Genomic DNA, 23,695 nt, shown 5'->3' with positions numbered 1-23,695 from the left:
CCAGTTTCCCGACCAATTTTTTATTGGACAGCGCGATCCTGTGTTCTGGACTTGGTGGCCAGAGACAGGCGCGGTTCCGTGCGGGTGCGTCGGCCCATGACAAGATCGGCGGTAAAGCGTCCCAGGGCCGGTCCGTGTTTGAAACCGTGGCCGGAACCGCCACCAGCCAGCCAGACATTGTCGTAAGACGGGTGCCGGTCCACCAGAAGATCGCCGGAAGATGTATTTTCATACTGGCAGACGCGGCTTTCGATCAGTGGTGCGCCGGCCAGGGTTGGGAAGCGGCGATGAAGAAAGTCCCGCGCTTCGGCCAGTTTTTGCGGACTGGGACGACGGTCGGCCCGGTCCGGATCAATGGCCGGGCCGTGCGTATCGCTGGCCACTTTGAAACCGCGCCCTTCAATGTCCGGCATGCCGTAAAAGGGCAGATCGGCCCAGACGGGTATGCCGCCGGCGGCATAGGACGGATCGCCGGCGGGAACGGCGAAATAGAATACGTCCTGCCGGGTGACGAACAAGCGGTCCGCCATGGCGTCCGGCGCGACCTGGTCAAGCCAGGGGCCGCAGGCAAGAACAAACCGGTCCGCTGTCAGTCTGTCGCCGTTTTCGGTGACAATTGCGGTCAGGCGACCGCTGTCATCCCCGGTGACCGGTTTGATTCTGGCCGTGATCAGGGGCACGCCCCCATCCACGAGGTCGCGGACCAGTGTCTGGACGGACCGGCGCGCCATCAGGGCGCCGCCGCCGGGCTCCAGCAGGGCGACATCGTCGTCGGCCAATGTCATATGCGGTATCACGAGCCGCAGGGAATCCGTGTCCAGAAGGTCGTGGGCGATGCCGCGCTTGGTCAACCCGGCCAGCGTCGCCTGCAGGAACGGGTCGCCCGGCCGGCTGAGCCACAGCACACCTGTTTCATGAAACAGGGGCAGGGAACTGCGGTCCGACAGGGCCCGCCAGTCGTCCAGTGAACTGTAGGCCCAGTCGGTGTAAAGATCGGCGTCACCATAGCCGCAGCGCGTGACCCGGCTTTCTCCGCCCGAGGATGCGCGGCTGTGTGCCGGGCTGACAGCCTCGACCAGACCGACGGATATCCCGGCCCGGTGCAGGGCCGCCGCCGTCCACGCGCCGAAGACCCCCGCGCCGACAACCAGGACATCAACATTTGGTGCCGCCGCTGCCGGAACGGTTCTGACCATGCTTGCCAGAGAAGCCGCCGTGCCGGCCGCGCCAAGTCCCATCAGAATATCCCGGCGCCGGATCGTCATCGTGTTTCTCCATCATACCATAATGTCTGTGTCCGCAGTGCCTTGCGCGACCCTGGGATTCTTGCGGGAGCTCAGCGGTTCAAGCGTATGCGGGATGACAGTCTCGGGTCCAGTCAGTTGCGCTTCCATGGAAAAGATCACGATCGGGACGGTCACAAAAGAGTCCGCCAAACCTGCTAAGGAAGGAAAGGGCCTTTCCCGTGAAATTGTCGGAAAGCGTCTGTGAATCCCATATGGGCGGACGGCGCGAATAACTATGAATACCCAAGGAGACAGCAATGCCAACCGGTACGGTAAAATGGTTTAATTCTGAAAAGGGATATGGATTTATTGTGCCCGAAGACCCGGGCAAGGATGTCTTCGTTCATATCACCGCAGTGCGTTCTGCCGGGATGGATACGCTGGCCGAAGGTCAGCGACTCGCCTTTGAATTGTCGGAAGTGCGGGATGGAAAGGTCGCGGCAACCGACCTGAAAACACTGGACTAAACCGGTTCTCTGAGGACCGGGAGCGGGGATCGGCGGCGTTGTCCTGCAATGCCGGTATGGCACCGCTGCATTCCACACTTGCCATCATGACCGCGATCATGCCACCCAAGGAGGATATTCCGAGGGTGTGGCGTGTTACGGACATGGTCAGAGTAGAGAATCCCGGGGCAGGCCGGCAGGATGATTTTCTGGAGCGGGCCGGTTGGCAAGAGGCCGGGCGTTACCCCCTGCCGGCGGATGCTTCTTTTCGCCGGTATGTCCGGCTTGTGAGTGCGCAGGGTACCGCCATGCTGGTCGATGCGCCCAAACCGCATGAAAGTCTGGACGCGTATCTGCGTGTCAATCGCCATCTGGCGGGTCTTGGCCTGAGGGTGCCCCGGATCATGGCGGCGGATGAAGAGGCCGGCCTTGCCCTGATCGAGGATTTTGGCGAGTCCACCTTTACGCGTCTCCTGCAAAGCGGTGTGGATGAGATCTGCCTTTATGCCCAGGCCGCCAATGTTCTCAGGGTTCTGCACAGGCAGGCTGCGGCAACCGATATAAACCGGCCCCGTTATGATATGTACCTTCTGATGGGGGAGGCCGCGCTTTTTATCGACTGGTTCGTGCCGGCTGCGCGCGGGCATGGGGTCGCCGCCGATGAAAGACAGGCGTATCTGTCCGCATGGCGGGACGTTTTGGCCCCTCTCGCGCGCAAATACGAGACCTTTGTGCTCAGGGATTATCATGTGGATAATCTGATGATTGTCGACGGTGCCGACCCCACCGGCCCGCTGGACACGCGCATATGCGGGCTGCTCGATTTTCAGGACGGGGTTATCGGACAGCGTGCGTACGATCTGGTGTCCCTGGTGGAAGATGCGCGCCGCGATGTCGGACCCGATGTGTGTGCCGCCGTTCTGGATGTTTATTGCACCGGTTTGCGCGAGGATGAAAAGCAATCTCTTTTCAGGGACATGCGGCTTTTGGGGGCCCAGCGCCATGCAAAAGTATTGGGGATTTTCGTACGGCTGTGGCGCCGCGACGGCAAACCAGGCTATCTGCGTCACCTGCCCCGCGTACAGCGTCTGCTGTGTACGGCGCTTGAGGATACGTGTCTACGGCCGGTCGCCAATTGTCTGAAGAGACTGTTGCCCGATCTGGCAGAAGTTCGGATTACCGCGGGTGATAATCCGACTGATGATACAGGCGCGCGGGAACAGGGTCAGACGCCGCCGAGTACGGCGTCGAATTCCCTTTCATAGGCCGCGATCATCGCCGTTTCGTCAAACCGGTCATGAACGGTTCGTCGATTTGCCGCACCAAGAGCCGTCCGGCGGTCGGCGTCGCTGCATAATGTCATAAGATTGCCGGCCAGTGTCTGCGCATCGTGCCCTGCAATATGGGGCGCATTGTCCGGGTGGACCATCGTCCTCACGTCGCCCACATCCGTGGCGGCGACGGGCAGACCGGTGGCCATGGCCTCGATCAGCGCCAGTGGCGCCTGTTCCGTATCCGATGACAGGGCAAAGACGTCGAAAGCCGGCAGAATGTCTTCCGGTTTGTCGAGATGCCCCGCGAAAATCACATTTTCCTTCAAGCCGATACGTTCCGTGAGCATGGAAAGGGCGCTGCGGCCAATGCCGTCGCCGACAATGACAAGACGCACTGTGGGTATGCTGTCCGCTACGGTGCGGACGGCTTCGATCAGACGGCCCATATTCTTTTCCGGTCTGAGGGCACCCACCGTGCCGATGACCGGTCCGTCGCCGTCCAGTTTCAGGCGGCGGACCAGGTGGTCGTCCGCCGGACCGGCAAAGCGGCCGGGATCGACGCCATTATCGATGCGGCGCAGGCGTGCATCCCGGATATGCCAGTGACTGCGGGCGATGTGTTCCAACGTTTCGGACGGTACGATGACACGGGCCGCTCCGCCATATGCCAGGCGCCGGACCAATTTGCGTCGCCACAGTTCGCCGTTCGCCTCATCGGGGCCAAAACCGTCCTGGATATGGATATGCGGGACCAGCGGTCTGAAACGGTTGCCCAGGGCCCATTCCACACTGCCCCAATTGTAGGTGACAAGCAGGTGCGGCCGCATCTCCGCCAGCAGGCGGCGGCAGGCAAGCGCAGACCGCACCATGGTACGGCGTCGGAATGCGGGCTGTGTTTCGGCTGTGGGTACGGACGTTATCAGCGACAGCGCTTTGTAATTTCCGTCCATTGCAAACACGCTGTGGATGAAATGGCCGCTGCCTTTCGTGACAAGGGTGGCATGGCGACGCTGCGCGCCGCCCACCTCGAAGCTTGGAAATACATGCAGGATGCGAGGGGTCATGTGTCAGCCTATGCTGATTTATACCTTCCGGGTCAAACCACTATTCATATTGCGGCCGTGCCCTGTGCGCCGGTTGTGCAAATGACGAATGCCGATGACGAATGCAGGCGGACAGATGCGGGTCGTTTCCCGGCTGCGTTTTACCGGCCGGTTTTCTGGAGGGGCCTTTGGTCGGTCCTTTTGCCGTCAACGGCTTAATGGCTCATAAAAACGGGAATCCCGGCATCCGCCACAATTGACCGCGTCACGCCGCCCAGAACCATTTCCCGCCAGCGGGCGTGGGAATAGGCGCCGATCACCATCAGATCGGCGTCGATCTCGCCGGCCACGGCCAAAAGGGCGCTGCCCACATCCCTCGGATCGTCGGGGCGTCTGTCAATCCGGCCTGTGACGCCGTGTTCCGCAAGGTAGGCAGCCAGATCTTCCAGGCAGGGACGTTCCGCATCGATGTCGCCGATCTGGACAAGATGAACGCTGTCCGCCCTTTTCAAAAAGGGCATTGCGTTTGCAATCGCCCGCGCACCCTCCGCGCGCCCATTCCAGGCGATCATGACACGGCGGCCGATGGCGCCGGTCATGCCCTTGGGCACCATCAAAAGGGCCCGTCCCGAGCGGAACAGAAGTTCATGCAGGATATCGCGTGCATCGCCGTCGTCGTCGCCCGGTTGCTGGCAAACAGCCAGATCGGCCACCCGTGCGCGCCGGCCCACATGGTCGGTGATGGCGCCCACCATGACCGACCAGTGCGCGCGGGCATCGTCGCCCCCGCCTTCATCGATAACCGGGATCGTTTTCTCGGCCATGATACAGGTAAAGCGGTCATGGCCTTCCTCCGCCTGCGCCAGGCCCTGGCGTTCCGCAGTGTCACACAGTTGCTGGATCATGTCGGCGGTCAGTCCTTCGCCCATGAAGGGAACGGCGGATCGCGGGTCAGAGCGGACAAAAAGGCCTGTCACGCAGGCCTGAAACACCTTTGCCAGATCTGCGGCGGCGGCGATGCTGCTATTGTCCGGCGATCCCGGTGTCATCGGAAGGATAATCGATTTCAGCATGTCTGCTTCCTCCGTGCATGTGTCGACATGACCAGCCTGTTCCGCAGGACAGGCGGATAAGGTGTGTTCCATGGTCATCATCCTAGGCAGGCAGCCCATAGGCAAGCTTGATCGAGGTCAAGGGATATGGTTTGAGTGTTGAAGCGCCCTGCCAGAGAGTGTGCAGGGGGTGTTTTATGAACAATGCGGTTCAGACTGGGTTCACAAAGGGTATGGCAATGAACGGCAAGACGGTATCATGATTTCGATCGTTCACATCATCCGTGCCTTTTCCCACCCTGCCAGAGCCCTGGTTGCTCTGCTGTGTTCGTCTGCCGTTTCGTCTGCCGAGACTGCGGACACCGCTGATTATCCGCAACAGCGCGATGAACAGGATGCGGCTCTGCGTGCCGCACGCGAGGGCGATATCCTTCCCTACCCCGAGCTCAAAAAAAGGGTTGAACGGCAGCTTGCCGGCGAGATTGTCGGCCAGCGTCTGATGCGCACCAATACGGGTTGGACTTATGAGGTGCGCGTGCGCCGCAAGGACGGCCGGGTCGTCTATGCCCTGGTGGATGCGGCAAACGGCAAGGTCATGTCACGGAAATGAGTTGCCCGAAAAGGCTAGTCGGGCAACGATGATTTAGGGGGAAATCATGCGTATTCTGATTGTCGAGGACGATGCCGAACTGGCACGCCAGATGAAATCGCAACTGCTGGAAGCGGGCTATGCCGTCGATCATGCCGATAATGGCGAGGATGGCCACTTCCTGGGGGATACGGAACCCTATGACGCCATTATTCTGGATCTGGGCCTGCCGGTCATGGACGGTACCAGTATCCTCAAACGCTGGCGCAATCAGGGTCATACCGTTCCCGTGTTGATCCTGACCGCCCGCGACAGCTGGAATGACAAGGTCGAAGGACTGGACGCCGGTGCCGACGACTATCTGACCAAGCCGTTCGTAATGGAGGAACTGCTGGCGCGTGTAAGGGCCCTGATCCGCCGTGCGGCCGGACAGTCAAGTCCGACACTGGACTGCGGGCCGGTGACACTGGATACCCGTGGCGGGCGTGTCTATGTGGATGGTACGGCAGTGAAGCTGACGGCCCAGGAGTTCAAGCTGCTGTCCTATATGATGCATCATGAGGGCAAGGTGATCTCCCGCACGGAACTGACCGAACATATCTACGATCAGGATTTCGACCGGGATTCGAACACGATTGAAGTGTTCGTCAACCGAGTGCGCAAGAAGCTTGGCGTTCCCGTGTTGCATACGGAACGCGGCCTTGGCTACCGGCTGGAATGGGCCGGCAAGGGGTGACGTTGTGGACGGCGAACGGCGCAATCCCCGGCAGTTTCTCAGGACCCTGACCGGACGGCTGCTGATCGCGGCGACCCTGTGGTCCGCACTGGCACTGAGCGTGGGCGAGGCAATCCTGTCCTATGCGTTTGAACGCTATGTTCTGGAAGACATGGACGACAGGCTGTCGGTTCTCTTGGATACGCTGATCGGCAACAGCGAGATCGGGCGCGACGGCGTGCTGCGTTTTTCGCGGCCTTTATTCGACCAACGGTTCGACAGTCCTTATTCCGGTTGGTACTGGCAGATTTCCGAGGCTGGCGAGCGGCCGTTCCGGTCGCGGTCGCTCTGGGATTTTGCCCTACAGCCAGATCTGGAGAGCCAGATGTTCGATCTGCGTCTCAGCGAAGGGAGCGGGCCGGGCGGTCAGACCCTGCGTATTGCCGAACGGGATATCATCCTGCCCGAGGCGGAGCGGATTTTCCGCTATCAGGTTGCCACCGATACCGCCGGGATCAAACGCGCCATCAGCCGGTTCAACTGGCTGCTGGTGGCGGCTCTCGGTGTGATGATGGTGATCGTGACGCTGGCACTGATCATCCAGGTGGCATACGGACTGCGGCCACTGCGCAGTATACGCCGCAAGCTGACCGATGTGCGGGCGGGGCACGCCGCCCGGTTGGAAGGCAGTTTTCCCGAAGACCTGCGCCCCATCGCGCAGGAAATCAATGCCCTGATTGATCAGAATCAGCGTCTGGTCAAACGGGCACGCACGCATGTGGGCAATCTGGCCCATGCGCTGAAAACACCGCTGTCCGTCCTGCAGAATGAAACGGATGAATTACCGGAGACGGTATCGCGGCGTATCCGTCATCAGGTTGATACCATGCGCGGCCAGATCGACCATCATCTGAAACGGGCGCGGATCGCCGGTGGCGGGACCGGCCCCGGCGTACCGATAAGCTACCGTGTGGACAAGCTGATCCATGCGGTCTCGCGCATGCGGGGCGACAAGGAGATAAAATTCATCCGCGATCTGGATGCCGGTCTGATGTTCGATGGTGAAACCGCTGATTTTGACGAGATCGTCGGCAATCTGCTGGACAATGCCGGCAAGTGGGCGGCAAGCCGTGTTGCCATATCGGCGCACCGTTTGCCCGACGACGGGCGCCGCGCGATGATGGAATTGTCCGTCGGCGATGATGGTCCCGGCGTTCCCCGCGAAGAGCGCGACCGCCTGTTCGAACGCGGGCAGCGGCTGGATGAACGGGTGCCCGGATCGGGTCTTGGCCTGTCCATCGTGCGCGATATCGTGGATATGTATGGCGGGCTCAGCCGTCTTGATCAGTCATCACTCGGCGGGCTGGAGGTCGTGGTTATTCTGCCCCTGAAAGGGCACGATGCCACGACCGGCCTGCAAGCGCTAGGCTGGACCAAGCGGCGAACAGGCTGAGACCGCCGACAGGCGTCAGCCATGTCAGACCGGGCGGCAACCATCCGAAAGCCCTGATCACAAGGCTGAGACAGAAGGCAAGCACGCCGATCTGAAACAACAGTCCGGCGCGCGCCGCCCAGTGTCCGGCGCCTGCGTGGACAGCACCGGCACAGACGGCCATGGCCAGCGCATGCACAAGCCAGAAATCCGCGGCCAGCCGTACCCAGCCGAGCGGCGTTTCATCAAGGATCGCGGTCAGGCCGTGCGCCGCCAGTGCGGACAGTGCCGTGGCGACAAGACCGTTCAGGGCTGCAAGCATCAGAAGTCGGCCACCGGTCATGGGAATTGTCCTCATGTCTTGTATCATTGCGCGTGGCTTCTATTATCGCCTATCTGACCGGGGCGGCAACCGGCTTGGTTGCGATGGCGGGCCGTACATGGGGCCCAAGGGGGAATGCAAATGGGATACAGGACAGTGTTGAAACAGATGTTATTGGCCGGTGCGCTTGGGCTGGCCGCCGGATGCGCACAGCCGGCCGGTGATACGCAGACACAGGACGATAAGGAGGCTGCCGCCATGACCGACCATGCCTTGCGCGGCGACAATCGCGGCGACCGCATCAACGGCGCGCCGTGGGCGACACGCAGCCCTGTTTTGGGTGTGCAGGGCATGGCGGCGACCTCTGTTCCGCTGGCCAGTCAGGTGGCGGTCGATATTCTGAAAGCCGGCGGCAGTGCGGCGGATGCGGCCATTGCCGCCAATGCCGCCCTGGGCCTGATGGAACCCACCGGCAACGGGATCGGCGGCGACCTTTTTGCCATTGTCTGGGACCCCCGGACAGGCCGTCTGCACGGGTTGAATGCGTCCGGGCGCGCGCCGCGCGGGCAGACGCTGGCAGCGCTGAAAGCCACGCTGATGGAGCGCACCGGTCAGGATGACGATATTCCGGACTGGGGCAGCCTGTCCATTACGGTGCCCGGTGCCGTGGACGGCTGGTTTACATTGCACGGCCGGTTCGGGCGTTTGCCCATGGCGAAGGTTTTGGCGCCGGCCATTGCCTATGCCCGTGACGGTTTTCCGGTCAATCAGCTGATCGGCTATTATCTTGGACGCTCGAAAGGTCTGTTCGAACGCCTGCACGGCGAGGGTGTGATCGAGGAAATCGACAATTACCGCGCGACCTATCTGGTTGACGGAAACCCGCCGGCGGAAGGCCAGATTTTCCGTAACCCGGACCTGGCGTCAACCCTTCAGGCCATTGCCGATGGCGGGCGCGGCGCCTTTTACGACGGACCCTTGACGGATGTCATGGATGCCTATTTCCAGCGTATTGGCGGGCCCTTGCGCAAAAGCGATTTCGCAGCGCAGCGCGCCAATTGGATCGATCCGGTCAGTGTCTCCTACCGTGGGTATAATGTGTGGGAATTGCCGCCGAACGGGCAGGGTATCGCCGCGTTGCAGATGCTGAACATCCTTGAGGGATATGACCTAGCGGCCATGGGGCACAATTCGGCGGACTATCTGCACCTGATGACCGAAGCCAAGAAACTGGCGTTTGAAGATCGTGCGCGGTTTTATGCCGATCCGGATTTTTACGATGTGCCGCTTGCCCGGCTTTTGTCCAAGGATTACGCGGCGGAACGACGGGCCCTGATCGACATGACCCGTGCCGCCACCGAGGTCGATCATGGCGACCCCCAATTGCTGGAAGGTGACACCATCTATCTGACGGTTGCCGACAAGGACGGTATGATGGTCTCGCTGATTCAGTCGAATTACCGGGGTATGGGCTCGGGCCTGGTGCCCGATGGTTTGGGTTTCATGTTTCAGGACAGGGGCGCGCAATTCGCGCTGGAAGACGGCCATCCCAATGTCTATGCACCGGGCAAGCGTCCTTTCCATACGATCATACCCGCTTTCATCACCCGTGATGGTCAGCCGCTTGTTTCATTCGGCCTGATGGGCGGTGCGATGCAGCCGCAAGGCCATGCACAGATTGTCAGTGCCATTGTCGATTTTGGTCTGAATGTGCAGGAAGCCGGTGATGCCGCACGGTTTCACCACACGGGTTCGACCTCGCCCACCTGGGTCGGCCGGATGACTGACGGCGGTACGCTGGAACTGGAAAGCGGTATGCGCGCCGATGTGGTGGCGGACCTGGAACGGCGCGGCCACCGGATCAACATCACCAAGGGGCCGTTTGGCGGATATCAGGCAATTTACCGGGACCCGGAGACCGGGGTCTATTGGGGTGCCAGTGAAATGCGCAAAGACGGGATGGCCATCGGGTACTGACAGTTATTTCCAAGTGTTAAAGCAAAAGGCGGGGCCGTCAGGCCTCGCCTTTTACATGGTCTGTAATAACAGTGTGTGTCAGGGCACAAGAACGATTGGAATTCCGACGGTGTGGGCCAGCGAATTGGCCACGCTGCCCAGAACCAGATCGGCGATACGGGACCGGCCGCGCCGGCCCGCAAAAACCATATGGGCGTGTTCTTCCTTGATTTTCTTGCGGATCACCTCAACCGGGTGGCCCCAATAAAACTCACCCTCGATGTCAACGCCACTGTCCTTGTATTTGTCGACCAGCGGCTGAAGGATTTCATCGCGTGCCGTTTTTTCCTCTTCCTTTTTTTCCAGCGGGCGGTGCGCCATTTCATCAAGCGTCATGGGTTGAAAACCCGACCACGGGATAACGCTGAGCAGACGGACGCGCGCGCCTGTCTGCTCCGCCAGATGCACGGCACGCTCTGCGGCCCGTTCTCCCCATTCGCTGCCGTCCACGGCCACGATGTATAGCTGTTTGCTCATATCTCGACGTCCCCTCATATGCCTGTACAAATATATGCAAATGCGCCGCCATCCTAACCGGTTGGCCGGGCAAAGATTTGATGCGCGTCAAAACCGCTGGTTCAGGCTGCCTTGGTGCCCGCGCGTACATCCGCCTTGAGCATGTCGGCCAGTTTTTCCGCGATCATGATGGTGGGGGCATTGGTGTTGCCGCCGATCAGACGCGGCATAACCGATGCGTCCGCGACGCGCAGGCGGTCGATGCCGACCACCTTCAGCGTCGGGTCCACCACGCTTGACGGATTGTCGACCGGCCCCATGGCACATGTGCCGACGGGGTGATAAATGGTTTCCGCCTCTTCGCGTATGCGGATTTCGATCCCGGCGTCATCGTCCAGGGCAATGGTATCCCATGGGGCTTTTTCGCGGGTGATGAAAGCGGCCAGTGACGGCTGGCGCATCATCTCCCGTGCCATGCGGATCCCTGCCTTGAGCACGCGCAGGTCCTCATCGGCGGCCAGGTAATCGGGGTCGATCTTCGCGGGCGCCAGAGGGTCCGCGGACGCCAGGGCGATGCTGCCCCGGCTGTGGGGGCGCAGGGTACAGACATGGATCCCGAAACCATGCTCCGTCGGGTCCTGAAAACCATGGGGCTGGTCCGCCATGCCCAGAATGATGTGGAACTGGATATCCGGACGTTCCAGTGCCGGATCGCTTTTCAAAAAGGCGCCGACGGGTGTCACGCAATCACTGAGGGCACCGGGCCGCCGGAAGGCCCATTTGACCAGCTCCGGTATGGCGCGTTGCGGTGCCTTGTAATGCATCATCGACAGCGGTTTTGACAGGTGGGCGGATACCGTGACGTCCAGATGGTCCTGCAGGTTTTTGCCGACACCGGTAAGGGCGTGGTGTACATCAAGTCCCACGGCCTGAATGTCCGCCGGATCGCCGATCCCGGACAGCTGCAGCAGTTGCGGACTGTTGATCGCCCCGCCGCACAGGACAACCTCGCGCGTGGCCTGCCACTGAACGGTCTGTCCCTTGAAGGTGGCTTCGACACCGGTGGCGCGGCGTCCGTCCAGAACGATGCGCCGGACCTGGGTTTCGGTTACGACCGTCAGATTGTCCCTGTTTTCCGCCTGTTTCAGATATGTGCGCGCCGTCGACTGACGGCGGCCCTGCCATATTGTCTGGTCATAAGCCCCGACGCCTTCCTGCGCGGGACCGTTGAAATCGTCGGTCATGGGCCAGCCCATTGCTGTCCCGGCGGCCAGAAATGCGTCGTTCAACGGATTGCGCGATGTAATGCGCGTTGTCTTGAGCGGCCCGTCATTGCCGTGAAAATCATCGGCCGGCCTGTCGGAGCCTTCCGATTTGATGAAATAGGGCAGCACATCGGCAAAGGACCAGCCGGTGCAGCCAAGCTGCGCCCATTCGTCATAGTCGCGTGCATGGCCCCGGATATACAGCATGCCGTTGATGGCGGAGGAACCGCCCAGCGTCTTGCCGCGCGGCCAATACATTTTGCGTCCGTTCAGACGGGTTTGCGGTTCGGTCCAGTAATTCCAGTTGCGGTCATTGGGCGGCACGACCTTGGTGATCAGCCCCGGCATTGTGATGGCGACGGTGTTGTCCTTTTGCCCGGCTTCGATCATAAGGACGGAAACGGACGGCAGTTCCGTCAGGCGTGCCGCCAGCGCGCAGCCCGCCGAGCCGGCGCCGACGATGATATAGTCGAATATGTCCCCCATGGCGTTTACCCGACGGGTTTCAGGGTGACGGGCAGACCGTCCACCGGCTTGATCAGCGGCAGGATCTGGAACCGGGTTTTATATCCTTCCGGTACGACGATATCGAAATGGGGCAGAAGATGCGCCATGATGATCTTGGCCTGCATATAGGCAAAGTGCAGGCCAAGGCACATGTGCGCGCCACCGCCGAAGGGCACCCATGCAAAACGGTGACGTCCCGCCGCGCGCTCCGGGGTAAAGCGCATGGGGTCCCATTCCTGCGGATTGCCCCATACGTCCGCAAGATTATGGGTCATCACCGGGCTGATACTGACGATGGTGCCCTTGGGGATGCGGACGCCCTTGAATTCCACATCGCGCAGGGTTTCGCGCGGCATGGACGGTACCGGCGGATTGATGCGCAAGGCTTCCTTGAAGGCATATTCCGTCAGGACCATATCGCTCAGCTTTTCATAGGGCAGACGATCGTCATTAAGGCCGAGGCCGGCGATTTCGTCGCGCAGTTTCTGCTGCCACTCGCGGTGGCGCGCCAGTTCATACACCAGGGTCGTCACGCTGCTGGTGATGGTGTCATGTGCCGCCATCCACAGGAAAATCATATGGTCGATGATTTCCTGATCGGTAAAGCGGTTGCCTTCCTCATCCTCGGCCTGACACAGAAGGGTGAAAATATCGTCGGCGATTTCCTGACGGCGTTTGGGGATGAGGGCGCCCAGAAACTCCACCATGAAGCGGCGGGCCCGGACACCGCGCCACATTTTGGTGCCGGGGACGGGTTTGCGGATGACGGCGACGCTGGCCGCCACCATATCCGTCAGCGCCTTGTTGACCTTGTCCGTTTCCGGACCCGGTTTCAGGCCAAGGAAAACCCGTGTTGCCATGTCCAGCGACAGGGCCTTCACCGCAGGATAGAATTCAAAATGTCCCGTGCGGCCCCATGCGGCGATACTGGCGGGCATTTCGTCATTCAGCCGTTCGCAATAAGCACGCATGGCGTCGGTCTTGAAGGCGACATTCATGATCTTGCGGTGGGCGCGGTGCATGTCGAAATCCATCAACATCAGACCGCGCGGAAACAGAAGACGGATATAGGGTGCCCATCCCAGTTCGCTGGAGAACACCTTGTCCTTGTCCATCAGGACGAATTCATTTCCATCAGGGCCCAGAATGTTGACGGTATCGCGGAAAAACGCGTTGGTGCGGTATATGTTTCCGTATTTTTCCCGCATGGTGCGGCCGTATTTCAACGGATTGCCCAGAACCCTCAGTGTGTTGCCGATAATGGGCAGGCCGGAATCACCCGGGATGTCCTTCAGCCGTGCCGGGCCGTCCGCAGCCTGTATCGTGTCCGCCATGCTCGCCATCAAGCCCTCCCGTGCATCATGAACGAAATCGAAGTGCGGGACTGTAAACTCGGAACTGGTCAGTCCAGTAATTGACTATAGACCCAGTTTCAGGCCTGTCAAACGCTGTGCGGGACTCTATGCAACCGTCCCATCCGCCGGCATTCGGCGGATGGGTTTGGACAATGATATCACGGTCGCAAGGATCAAAGCTCCATCGCAATTTTCAACGTCATGGCACTCAGGGTGCGGAATCCGGCATTGTTGTTGTTCAGAAGGATGATGAGGACGTCGCGTGCGGGAATATGCGTGATCATGCTGGTATAGCCGTTCAGTTCCCCATTATAGGTGACAAAATCGAAAGCGGGCGCGTCGCCGTCCGCAGGTACGGTAACGTGTGCCCAGCCCATGGGGTTTGTCCTGTCGAACATGACTGTCCTGGCGGCATCGGACAATAATGTGGCGTCCATGAGCGCTTTGTGCCAGCGATACAGATCTCCGACCGTGGAATAGAGCGATGCGGTGGCGTGGAACAGATCGGGATTGATATACCGCGCCTGGCTCAGGGTGCCGTCCTCCTCGCGAACATAATTCCGGGACAGTTTTTTGACGATAGCCCCTGCGCGGTAGCTTCCGGTCTCCGTCATGCCGGCCGGTTTCAGGATACGATCCGCCAGCAGCGTTTCATAAGGCTGGCCCGTCAGTTTTTCGAGGATGAGGCCAAGCAGGTAGTAATTGGCATTTGAATACCGGTAGCCTGTTCCCGGTTCGAATGCCGGCGGCAGTGCCGCGATATGGTCGAGAAAGGCGCTGATGCTGATCGGTGCCCTGAAGCGGCCGTCAAACCAGCCGGGAAGGTCGATATAATGGGGTATGCCCGAGCGATGTGTCAGTAGCTGGCGTATGGTGACCTCATCCCTGTAGGGCGCGCCGTAGGACGGCAGGTGGTCGGCGATCGTGTCATCCAGCGACAATCGTTTCTCATCAACCTGTTGCAGCACGAGGGCCGCCGTGAAGGTCTTTGTCATGGACGCAATCATGAATTTTGTATCGGGACGATTGGGGCTATCCCATGTTCTGTCCGCCGGGCCGAAGCCTGCCTGTAGAAGGGTTTTGCCTGCATCGGCGATCAGGACCGTGCCGCTGAAGCCGTTTTCCGCGATCATGGCTGTCACGGTATCGCGGATTCCGACTGCCTTGTCGTCCTGCCCGGCCGTTTCAGCCCAGGATGGCCCTGCCATGGCCGCCATGACCGGTATGAGGGCGATAACCGACAGCATGGCGGCAAGCGATGCGGTCTTGATCCGGGATATTGGGGCAAGGATGCATGCCATGGGTGATGTCTCCTGATCGTTCCAGAAATGATACGTCCAATAAATGATGCGTCCGTATCAGACATTGCCCGGTTGGAAAATATAAACCGCTGTGAGAATATCGGCACCGGCATCACGGTGGTCAGTCTCATGTTGCCTGCGGTCATGATGGTTCATCCAAAAATGTTAACGATTTTCCGGGCGTGAAGGTGAGGCATGGTCATGGCCAGCGGCATCCGCGTCCTGTCTTTTGCCGTATCGGCCCGTGAACAGGACACGGCCCAGCCAGAAAAACATCAGTGCCAGCACCAGGATGACCGGCGCAAAGAGAACCGGTGAACCGCGAACGTCATCCGGAAACACCTGCTGCTGGCCAAGGAAGAAGGACGCGGCGGCGATAAACAGTCCAAAACACATCCGCCAGAGATGCCGCGCTATACGCTGTGCCCCGGCAATCCCGCGCCGGAGGAAAACGCTGGTGTCCAGCATTGCGGCAAGTACTGCCATACCCCCGAAGAAATAATATACGCCGGCGGCAAAACCGTCTTTCAGGCCGGTATCCGAGCCGGCCGCCTCCAGGCCGAACGCGATGCCGGTAATGCCGGTTGCCAGGGCGACAAGCAGCGCACCGGCATCAACAGGGCCCGGTTTTTCCGTTCTGCGCACGACGGCCATCCAGGCCGTTGCCACCAGATAAAATGTCAGGATACCGACGATGACGGAAATCATGACCGGTGTTACATAAGCGATATAAGCGCCGCTTGCCGACATGCCCAGCATCGACACGAAAAACACATTGCCGGCGCGCCGATGTGGACCAGACCCCTTGCGGAAGATCAAAGCCGCCGCACCGGACAACAGCCCGACCGTGCCCGCGGCGATGTGCAGAATTAAAATACCGGACAGCATCATTTTTCATTTCCCACAGATTATGCGTCTGCCCTACCGGCCCCCGCGTCTTTTGTTTCCATGTCTCAAAGGTTAGGCAGCCAGAAAATATGGGCCGCCATGAACATGCCGGCCCCCGTTCCGGCGGCACATACCGCGATGCCGGTCGCCATGGCGATTTTGCCAAGCCTGTTGCCGCGTTTCCGGGCGCGGAAGTACAACTCGACAACCATCAGCGGGACCAGGGTCTGGCCGAAGGCAAGGGACAGGTCAAACGGACCTGTCAGGGTTTGGTTGCTGCCCGGGGCGCTGCCATCGTTCAGGAAGATCCACAGACCGAACCCGATCCGGAAAAACCAGACACCGCTGACCATCAGAAAGGTGCGCAGAGCCCAACGGTAATGGGTGGCGATGTCACGGGCCAGTGCATGGCGTATTGTCATGCCGGCGCAGATCATGATGGCCAGTCCATTCAGCGAAATGGCGATTTCATTGGCCAGACCGCCCAGAATGCCGCGTGTCCAGACCATGTAAAGCGCGCCAAGACTTATCACGATGGCGGTGACGATATAAACGCGGCCGTTCCAGCGGTGGAAGGCCGGTGCACTCTGCCGGATTTGCGGAACAAACTGCAAAGGGCCGCCCACCGTGATGATGAAGGCCAGGACAAGGTGCAGAATGACGGCAAGATTGCCGAGCGTGTCACCCTCTATGATGCCGTGGATCAGTCTTCTGGCCCAGGCCTCCCAGTCGCCGTTCATGGCGGTGCCGCCGTAGAAGACCATGATATAATAGGCGAAAAACAATTGCCCGAAGACCGCTACCAGAAACCATAATGCTGCCGATGCCCGCAGGGCCCTGTCCGCAACGGGGGCCTGTGCCGGCCGCGCGGTCAATACAGTATCCGTCATGATATTTTCCTCGCATGTGTGACTGTGTCGTTTCAGTCGGTGCCCGCTTGTGCGGTGCTTGTCAGTCTGCCTTCAGGCAAGCATATATATCGATCGGATATATTTAAGAAGAAAATATATCCGATCGATATATTCTGCAAGGAAATACATTGCCCAACTGGCTTGCCGGGCGTGCGCGTCCGCTACGGGAGGGGCAGGGCTGCCGCGCAAGCCGGTCCATGGTCAGGATATGTGGCCCGGATTCCGGGTCGTCCTGTCGGATATGGGCTGTCAGAAACGCCGGCTCAGCGTAATAGCGGCATATTCCTGATCGATGTCCGAGGTTTCATATTCCCTGGTGCGCCAGGCCCGTGTCAGAGCGAGACGCCACTGGCCGGCCAGCAGCACCGCGCCGACCTGCAGGTCGGCGACAAAGGTCTCGCTGTCGACACTGTGCGGATGGGAGCGCCACGTGCCGTCAAGAAAGATATTGCGCGCGACCGCCCGCCCTTCGCCGCCGGCGAACAGGTAAAAGTCGAAACCGCTGCCTCGGTAAAGCTCGCTCCCCGGCATGGCGGGCTGTATACGCGGCGGAGAGCCGACATCGCGGGTCAGGTTGGTGCCGATCCGGAAGGTGATGCCGGCCGAGGCATGGGTATAGACATTGCCCAGCGCCGCGCCCACATGGGGCATCATGTCCACCTGAAGCGGGGTGCCGCGTCCGGCAGAATTGCCGCCGCCGGTGATCCAGCGCCGCCATCCGCGCACATAGTGCAGATTGACGCCGGGTTCATTCGGCAACTGGTTGGCCCAGCCCTCGGGCCGGTCGCTGTCGATCACTTCATGCCAGCGGCGCTGGGTCCATCCGGCGCCCGATGCCGGCCCGATCAGGCCGATATCCAGTTTCCAGGCTTCGAAATTGCGGCTGTCCTCGGCGATCATGCCGAATTCCAGATAGGTCCAGCCCGCATAGGGCCGGTCCTCGGGTATGATGTCGGACACCGTGATGTCATCGGGCGTGTACATGTTCTGCCCGATGCCAAGTGTATAATACACATGCCCGCCGCCCTCGCGGCGCACCCTGGATCCCACGGGCGACAGGCCAAGCAGCAGGCGGCTGATGCGCGCATCCAGCGCCTTGTCATGTCCGTGCGGTTCATAGCCGTAGGACAGGCGCAGGCCATTGGTGTAATCGCGGTCGGTATCGAAAAAGACGTCGTTTTCCACTTGCAGGGTCAGCACTTCATTCCGGCGGGTGTCGGTTGTGTCTTCCCCGGGTGGGCTTTCTGCCTGGGCCTCCACTGCCGATAGGGTGCCGGCGACAAGCACCGTGATCACCATCGGAAGCCGTAAGGGACGCGCGGCAGATACATGGGGCATCCAGCTTGCTCCAATCGATCAAGGGCCTTCCGACAATGATTAAAGGCCATCATAGGGATATGCCATGACTGCCATAAAGTGACGTTCCGGTACAAATGTCTCCTGTGTTCGAAGTCCATAATTCTCTGTCTAGAAGGTCGACGCTCGATTGCGGCGCTTACCGCTATGATATTCAACGATTTCTTTCACCAAACGGCGTAGGCCGTCCACGCAATATGATCATCCATGTGGTGGACAGCCCAATCGGTATAAGCGGTGTCCGGTCTAGACGTCTCGTTGCGTGATCGTGAATGAAGTTATTTGTCCGGGAATTGTCTGGAAAGTCAGGGCTGTCTGTTTCGGGTTGCCGTCGTTGGCGATGCCGTCGACAATTGTTTCCTTTTTATTTTCTTCGGTGAATAAATTATCGTAAGCGGTTTGTGGCCCCGCGTTGAGATGGACGGAAGCGCGCGCTGAACCGACTGCGGGTGCGCTGAAACCGACAGCGACGGGCAAACCCCTTTTCCCGCCAGTTTCCAGGATGAAACGAACAGCGCCACTCGCACCGACCAGAATTGTGCCTTCCTTATTGGAGACGGAGAAGGACCCGCTGCTGAAAGCCCCCACGGTAGTGGGAGCATCCCAGAACATTGAGCCATTATGAAGAAGTATCGTATCCACATTCATATTGAATTGTGATCTGTTTTGTATGTTGATAACCATCCAGCGATATTTTTTTGAAGTTCCGCTGTCGGTGAGAAAATATCAGCTATAGGCGCTTTGAGTTTTTCGGCTAGTTCCAGTCCGGCAATTATTGTTGCAGGTTCCATGATTTTCCCTTTCTCATATCGAAAACACATCACATGATTATTAGTTTTGATTACTTCTTTCTCACTCTGTCGCTCCTTTTATTTGCATTAATCGTTTGCAGAGCTCTGTTGTGTGACTTGCGGGGTTACAGTTGGACAGCGACAGGAGAACAAGATGTGTGCCAGATTTTATTGCTTTTAAATCAATATGTTATGATTTTAAAAAAGTGTCCCAGTCATCCGGGCTACACCCTGGACATCTGGGACACGACGAGATCGGAGTATCCTGGAGGTGATTTGACCGTCTGAAGCATTGCTTCATACGGCCAGTCGCATTCGGCTTAGCTGCTGCCGAGAGAGAATTCCGGATCGGAGAAATAAAGGCGCCTTGTAGGGCCGTGCAGATTTTCTTTTACTTTCAATGACAGGAAACCGAATGAAGCCCACTGTGCCTCGACAGTATTCTGCGCGCCGTCCTCCGTTTGGCGGGGTCCCAGCTGCTGGACCGTGAAGATTCTGTTAGATCTGTTGGTGAATGTATTATGTTGGCCGGGCACCGCTTCGAAACCGCCCCATTCCGAAGCCGCTAATTCGAACGAGGCGCACTCCAGATCGAAGGGGGACAGTCCGTCTTCTCCCAACCCGCAGTCAGGAACGGCTGAAAAGGCGAAACATCGAATACTGGCTGCGTCGGCGGTTGTAAGCGAAGTGGCTATGACGACAGGCTGCACCTGATCGCCGGCTTGCAAACGATAGGTGCCGGCGAATTCCCCTTCTCTTTGAAAGAGATGCTCGCCTGTCGATGATGCGACAATCTCAATACGCAGGACCTGCGTCCTTTGGATTATATCGATTTTCAATTGCATTTCCAGGTTTCTGGCCGTCATTTCCGGTTCTCCTATGGGGTTGGGACGGGTGGTTTGAAACGGGGGTCGGCGATCGCGGCGCTGAGATCGGGGTCATTGCGGATCTTGGCCATGGCGTAGCCCTGCCGGACGGACCGGTGCAGCATGTCCAGGGCGCCATCCCGCCGGCCGAGCAGTTCATGGGCGATGGCCGCACGGAACAGCATGACCGGGCTTGGCGTGTGGGTGGTGAAGACCGTGTCCAGATGGGCGAGGGCCTTGTCCCGGTTTCCCAGCTTGGCATGGTACAGGGCGGCGCGGCTGATCAGGTCCGGCTGGCCGGGACGGTTGCGCATCTGCTCGTCCAACAGGGCGAGGGCGCGCCGATAGGCGTTTCCGGCATCCTCCATGCGTCCGGGGATTTGCCGGTAGGTATCGGCAAGATTGGCCCAGACAAGATAATTGTCCATCATGCTGCCGGCTTCGAGCGCGTGCTCATAGGCGTCGGCCGCTTCATCGTAGCGGCGTTCAAAAAACAGGGCCGTGGCCAGATTGTTGTACAGGGACGGGTGCGGGCGGATGGTCAGGCCGTCCTGAAAGGCCTTGATAGCCTCCACCGGTTTGTCCTGGGCATACAGGCTGGCGCCGAGATTGCGATATCCGAAGATATTGTCCGGTTCTATGTCCAGGCTTTTGCGAAAGGCCTGTTCCGCGCCGCTATAATCCGCCAGCTGGTAGAGCAGAATCCCAAGTTCGTCCCGGAACAGCCGCCGGTCGGGGTGGCGTTCAATGGCCCGTTCCAGCCAGAGCCTTGCCTGATCTTTGTCGCCCGCGTCCTGATGGATCCGGATCCGCCCTTCAAGGGCCAGAAGATTACCGGGGTCGAGCATAAGGGCCTTGTCAAGATGGCCGATCGCGGCATCGGGCGTGCCGTCATATGTTTCCGCCCAACCGGCGGCAACCTGGACCACGGCCAGGTTGGGTTCCAGGCTCAGGGCCAGCCGGGCGGCGGCAATCGCGCGCCGCAGGACGGTGTCATTGGTCTCTTCCGTCTTGTACCGCCGAAACAGGGCCAGACTGAGCCCGGCGGTGGCCGCCGCGTTGGTCTGGTCCTCGGCCAGGATACCCTCGAACGTGTCGACGGCGTCTGCGATGGCGGTTTTCGATTTCAGATCATGCAGATGGGCCATGCCGCTCCTGAAACGTTCGATCACCGGCGCACCGTCGTCCGTTTCAAGCCATGTAATGGCAGGGCCCCACACACTGGCGGCCAAAGCAGCCCCTGCCGCCAGGGCGCCAAGGATGAGCGCGGGTCGCGCGGGCGGCCATGCCGGCAACCATATGGACATCCATGTTCGCCGTAATGGCGCGGTTTTCCCGGTCAGGCGCGTCAACACATCCGCCATGGAGGCGGGACGGTCTTTCCTGTCCTTGCTGAGCATCTCCCGGATCAGATCGGCCCAATCGGATGGAACGTCGGCGGCATCCAGGGTGCCTGCCGCGATTGGAGCGGGTTGTTCATGCAGGATATTGTGCAGGATCGTGGCTTCAGTCCGGCCCGGGAAAGCCCGTTTGCCCGCCAGCATTTCGTAGAGCAGGGCGCCAAAGGCGAAAATATCCGTTCCGGTGTCCGCCGGCGATCCTGTCAGCAGTTCTGGCGCCATATAGGGAAGGGTGCCTGTGAGGCCGGAGGGCGTGTTCACGTCGTCCGCCAGCGTTTCAATCATCTTTTGCGTGTCGGTCGTGCGAGCGATTTCAAAATCTACGATTTTAACAGTATCATTATTTTCAATCATCAGGTTGTCCGGTTTGAGATCGCCGTGCACGACATTGCGGGAGTGTGCATAGGCAAGTCCCTCGGCGGTTTCAATCGCGATGCTACGAATTTGCGATGATGACAATTGGCGATTTTTTGATATGAATTTAAGTGTTTCTGAATTTATAAGTTCCATTGAGAGATATAAATGATCCTTAAATTCATATATTTCATATAAAGTGATAATATTTTTATGATTTAATTTCGCAAGTATGCGAGCTTCTTTAATTATTTTTATTCTGTCTTTTTGGTGTTTTAATTCATATTTAAGTGATTTAAGAGCAACATCCCTTTCAAGTTCAGTATCCGTGGCGTGAAACACCTGACCATGCGTACCCTCGCCCAGAGAACGCCGTACAAGATATTTGCCCACCTGCCGCATGTCTGATCCTCCGATACGAGCGCTCGGTTTCTGGCCTGATGGTCGATACGGTTTTAAATTTTATAGATAATATTTTGCAGAAAATAGTTGTAAACATATGCGCATGCAGGATCAATCCACCTTAGATGCATCCAGTCCCACTGGAGGGGTTTTGACGACACGCGTTCTTGTGCCGGTTCTGGGAATTGTCTGGCATCCTGAACCGGCCCGTATCGGTGGGGTTGCGTCTCTTCATTTCGCCGGCGATGCCGCCGTGGAGGTATCCCGCCTTGTGCCTTCTTTCCGCACGGCCGTTGTCAATACGGGCGCACCGCTGGGTGACAGGCATCTTTCCAGAAGTCCGGTGCAGCTGGTACGTCTGGGACAACGCCGTTTCAGGATCATACCGTGCCGCTCCAGAATGCAGATGACCGTGAACGGACAGGTCGTGGCGGAGCCGGTGGTCCGGGACCTGGACGATCTGGGCGAGGAGATCCTCATCGGCCTTGGCCGAACCGTTTTACTGGCCCTTTTCCTGCGCCCGGCGGATGCGGGTTTTGCACATGGGTCAAGCCTTGCCGGCATCAGCGGTGTAATCGCGGCGGTCCGCAGACGGATTGCCCGGGCGGCACCGACGGACACATCGGTTCTTATCCGGGGCGAGACCGGGGCGGGTAAGGAGTTGGCCGCACGCGATCTTCACGGCCTGAGCGGCAGGTCGGGAAAAGCCCTGATTTCCCTGAATATGGCGACAATGTCCGCCGCCCTGGCGCCGGCAGAGCTGTTCGGCGTGAAGAAAGGGGCTTTCACGGGTGCGGACAGCGACCGGCCGGGCGCGTTTGAACAGGCAGACGGCGGCACGCTTTTTCTGGATGAAATTGGTGCGACACCCGCCGAGACACAGCCCATGCTTTTACGGGCACTGGAAACGGGCGAGGTCAGGCGTCTGGGCGATCAGCGCAGCCGCCGTATCAATGTTCGTATCGTTGCGGCAACGGATGCCCGTCTGGAACAGGACAGCGGTCACGGCGGCTTCAACCAGCCGCTGTTGCAACGGCTGGAGGAATTCGTCATCACGATCCCGCCCCTGCGGCATCGCCGCGCGGATATCGGTATTCTCATTCTGGAACTTATGTCCCGGATTGAGCGTCCGGCGGTGTCCGAGGTTCAGGCAGTGACCTTTGATATGGTGATACGCATGGCTCTCCATTCCTGGCCCGGAAATGTCCGGGAATTGAGAAACAAGATTGTTGCGCTGACCCTCGGCGAGGACCCGTTTGATGCAGTGGCCGGTCGGGGTGACAATGGGCGGCCGGTTACACTCGGCCGCGCACTTTACCGGGATTACGACACGATCGGCGAGGCTGAGCTGCTGAAGGCCCTTGACCGGAGCGGATGGCGTATCAAGCCGGCGGCTGAAATGCTGAATATATCGCGGACATCGCTGTACCGGCTTATCGCGGCGTCACAATCCATCCGGATGCCGGTGGCAATCCCGGAAGAGGAAGTCCGCACTGCCGCCGAGAAAACATCAGGCGATTTCTCGGAAATGTGCCGGCACCTGCGCACGCCCCGCGACGCCTTGAAAAGACATCTGCGCGATCTGAAGATGATATCCTGAAAATTCGCGCTTGTAACCGGCGACGTGTGATAGTGCCGCCAGTGGGGAATGAATGAAGGATCCTTCCT

At 59.3% G+C, this 23,695-nt stretch carries 22 protein-coding genes; 7 read left to right on the top strand and 15 right to left on the bottom strand.

The features are described from left to right. Positions 1-20: 20 nt before the first annotated feature. A complete protein-coding gene (locus tag BXY39_RS02660; protein ID WP_121937277.1) occupies positions 21-1,265 on the bottom strand; it encodes an FAD-dependent oxidoreductase in 1,245 nt (414 codons plus the stop codon). Positions 1,266-1,543: 278 nt separating this feature from the next. Here BXY39_RS02660 and BXY39_RS02655 point away from each other — a divergent pair, with 278 nt between their 5' ends. Then, a complete protein-coding gene (locus tag BXY39_RS02655; protein WP_121937276.1) occupies positions 1,544-1,753 on the top strand; it encodes a cold-shock protein in 210 nt (69 codons plus the stop codon). Positions 1,754-1,809: 56 nt separating this feature from the next. Beyond that, positions 1,810-2,997, top strand: coding sequence for an aminoglycoside phosphotransferase family protein (locus tag BXY39_RS02650; protein WP_147453446.1), 1,188 nt, complete (start codon positions 1,810-1,812; stop codon positions 2,995-2,997). On the opposite strand, the gene BXY39_RS02645 is transcribed toward BXY39_RS02650, so the two are convergent. Both BXY39_RS02645 and BXY39_RS02640 read right to left on the bottom strand, forming a co-directional pair. Next, the gene (locus BXY39_RS02645; protein ID WP_121937274.1) at positions 2,958-4,070 is read right to left on the bottom strand and encodes a glycosyltransferase; all 1,113 of its coding nucleotides are present in this window, start codon (positions 4,068-4,070) and stop codon (positions 2,958-2,960) included. The genes BXY39_RS02650 and BXY39_RS02645 overlap by 40 nt on opposite strands. Positions 4,071-4,264: 194 nt before the next feature. Beyond that, positions 4,265-5,194 carry a universal stress protein gene (locus tag BXY39_RS02640; protein WP_170163573.1) on the bottom strand — a complete coding sequence of 310 codons (930 nt, stop codon included), beginning with the start codon at positions 5,192-5,194 and terminating at the stop codon, positions 4,265-4,267. A 166-nt stretch (positions 5,195-5,360) separates the two neighbouring features. Between BXY39_RS02640 and BXY39_RS02635 the strand changes: the two genes are divergently transcribed. Genes BXY39_RS02635 through BXY39_RS02625 form a run of 3 tightly spaced genes read left to right on the top strand, consistent with a single transcriptional unit; the run spans position 5,361 to position 7,858 of the window. Further along, complete coding sequence (locus BXY39_RS02635) at positions 5,361-5,711, top strand: PepSY domain-containing protein (RefSeq protein ID WP_147453445.1); 351 nt, start codon at positions 5,361-5,363, stop codon at positions 5,709-5,711. A gap of 46 nt (positions 5,712-5,757) precedes the next feature. After that, positions 5,758-6,426 carry a response regulator transcription factor gene (locus BXY39_RS02630; RefSeq protein ID WP_121937271.1) on the top strand — a complete coding sequence of 223 codons (669 nt, stop codon included), beginning with the start codon at positions 5,758-5,760 and terminating at the stop codon, positions 6,424-6,426. Positions 6,427-6,430: 4 nt separating this feature from the next. Next, complete coding sequence (locus BXY39_RS02625) at positions 6,431-7,858, top strand: sensor histidine kinase (protein ID WP_121937270.1); 1,428 nt, start codon at positions 6,431-6,433, stop codon at positions 7,856-7,858. Here the strand turns inward: BXY39_RS02625 and BXY39_RS02620 are convergent. After that, the gene (locus BXY39_RS02620; protein ID WP_170163572.1) at positions 7,782-8,180 is read right to left on the bottom strand and encodes a DUF423 domain-containing protein; all 399 of its coding nucleotides are present in this window, start codon (positions 8,178-8,180) and stop codon (positions 7,782-7,784) included. The genes BXY39_RS02625 and BXY39_RS02620 overlap by 77 nt on opposite strands. A gap of 237 nt (positions 8,181-8,417) precedes the next feature. Between BXY39_RS02620 and ggt the strand changes: the two genes are divergently transcribed. Next, positions 8,418-10,136: a gamma-glutamyltransferase gene (gene ggt / locus BXY39_RS02615; protein ID WP_342779418.1), complete on the top strand. Its 1,719-nt coding sequence runs from the start codon at positions 8,418-8,420 to the stop codon at positions 10,134-10,136. Between the two features lie 78 nt (positions 10,137-10,214). Here ggt and BXY39_RS02610 read toward each other — a convergent pair whose 3' ends face one another. The 11 genes from BXY39_RS02610 to BXY39_RS02565 all read right to left on the bottom strand — a co-directional run bounded on the left by BXY39_RS02610 (position 10,215) and on the right by BXY39_RS02565 (position 22,027). Next, positions 10,215-10,652, bottom strand: coding sequence for a universal stress protein (locus BXY39_RS02610; RefSeq protein ID WP_121937267.1), 438 nt, complete (start codon positions 10,650-10,652; stop codon positions 10,215-10,217). Between the two features lie 101 nt (positions 10,653-10,753). Next, the gene (locus tag BXY39_RS02605; protein WP_121937266.1) at positions 10,754-12,382 is read right to left on the bottom strand and encodes a GMC family oxidoreductase; all 1,629 of its coding nucleotides are present in this window, start codon (positions 12,380-12,382) and stop codon (positions 10,754-10,756) included. Between the two features lie 5 nt (positions 12,383-12,387). Further along, positions 12,388-13,746, bottom strand: a complete 1,359-nt coding sequence (locus tag BXY39_RS02600) for a cytochrome P450 (protein ID WP_245998947.1) — start codon at positions 13,744-13,746, stop codon at positions 12,388-12,390. 185 nt (positions 13,747-13,931) lie between these two features. Beyond that, positions 13,932-15,059: a serine hydrolase domain-containing protein gene (locus BXY39_RS02595; RefSeq protein WP_121937265.1), complete on the bottom strand. Its 1,128-nt coding sequence runs from the start codon at positions 15,057-15,059 to the stop codon at positions 13,932-13,934. 165 nt (positions 15,060-15,224) lie between these two features. Then, positions 15,225-15,950 (bottom strand): DUF2306 domain-containing protein, encoded by a 726-nt coding sequence (locus BXY39_RS02590; RefSeq protein WP_121937264.1) that lies wholly within the window; start codon positions 15,948-15,950, stop codon positions 15,225-15,227. Between the two features lie 62 nt (positions 15,951-16,012). Continuing rightward, positions 16,013-16,837, bottom strand: coding sequence for a DUF2306 domain-containing protein (locus tag BXY39_RS02585; protein ID WP_121937263.1), 825 nt, complete (start codon positions 16,835-16,837; stop codon positions 16,013-16,015). A gap of 270 nt (positions 16,838-17,107) precedes the next feature. Further along, the gene (locus tag BXY39_RS02580) at positions 17,108-18,196 is read right to left on the bottom strand and encodes a lipid A deacylase LpxR family protein (RefSeq protein ID WP_121937262.1); all 1,089 of its coding nucleotides are present in this window, start codon (positions 18,194-18,196) and stop codon (positions 17,108-17,110) included. A 264-nt stretch (positions 18,197-18,460) separates the two neighbouring features. Then, positions 18,461-18,862, bottom strand: coding sequence for a hypothetical protein (locus tag BXY39_RS02575; protein ID WP_147453444.1), 402 nt, complete (start codon positions 18,860-18,862; stop codon positions 18,461-18,463). Further along, positions 18,859-19,005, bottom strand: coding sequence for a hypothetical protein (locus BXY39_RS19275; protein ID WP_170163571.1), 147 nt, complete (start codon positions 19,003-19,005; stop codon positions 18,859-18,861). The genes BXY39_RS02575 and BXY39_RS19275 overlap by 4 nt, the downstream gene beginning before the upstream one ends. Before the next feature lie 320 nt (positions 19,006-19,325). Continuing rightward, on the bottom strand, positions 19,326-19,871 hold the full coding sequence (locus BXY39_RS02570) for a hypothetical protein (RefSeq protein WP_121937260.1): 546 nt from the start codon (positions 19,869-19,871) through the stop codon (positions 19,326-19,328). A gap of 11 nt (positions 19,872-19,882) precedes the next feature. Further along, the gene (locus tag BXY39_RS02565) at positions 19,883-22,027 is read right to left on the bottom strand and encodes a serine/threonine-protein kinase (RefSeq protein WP_121937259.1); all 2,145 of its coding nucleotides are present in this window, start codon (positions 22,025-22,027) and stop codon (positions 19,883-19,885) included. Positions 22,028-22,178: 151 nt separating this feature from the next. On the opposite strand from BXY39_RS02565, the gene BXY39_RS02560 reads away from it, so the two are divergent. Then, complete coding sequence (locus BXY39_RS02560) at positions 22,179-23,627, top strand: sigma 54-interacting transcriptional regulator (RefSeq protein ID WP_170163570.1); 1,449 nt, start codon at positions 22,179-22,181, stop codon at positions 23,625-23,627. Positions 23,628-23,695: the final 68 nt, after the last annotated feature.

This window comes from Eilatimonas milleporae (genome assembly GCF_003688555.1).
GTDB lineage: Bacteria > Pseudomonadota > Alphaproteobacteria > Sphingomonadales > Kordiimonadaceae > Eilatimonas > Eilatimonas milleporae.
Note: the sequence above shows the minus strand (reverse complement) of the source record. Positions and strands in the feature narration are given on the sequence as shown.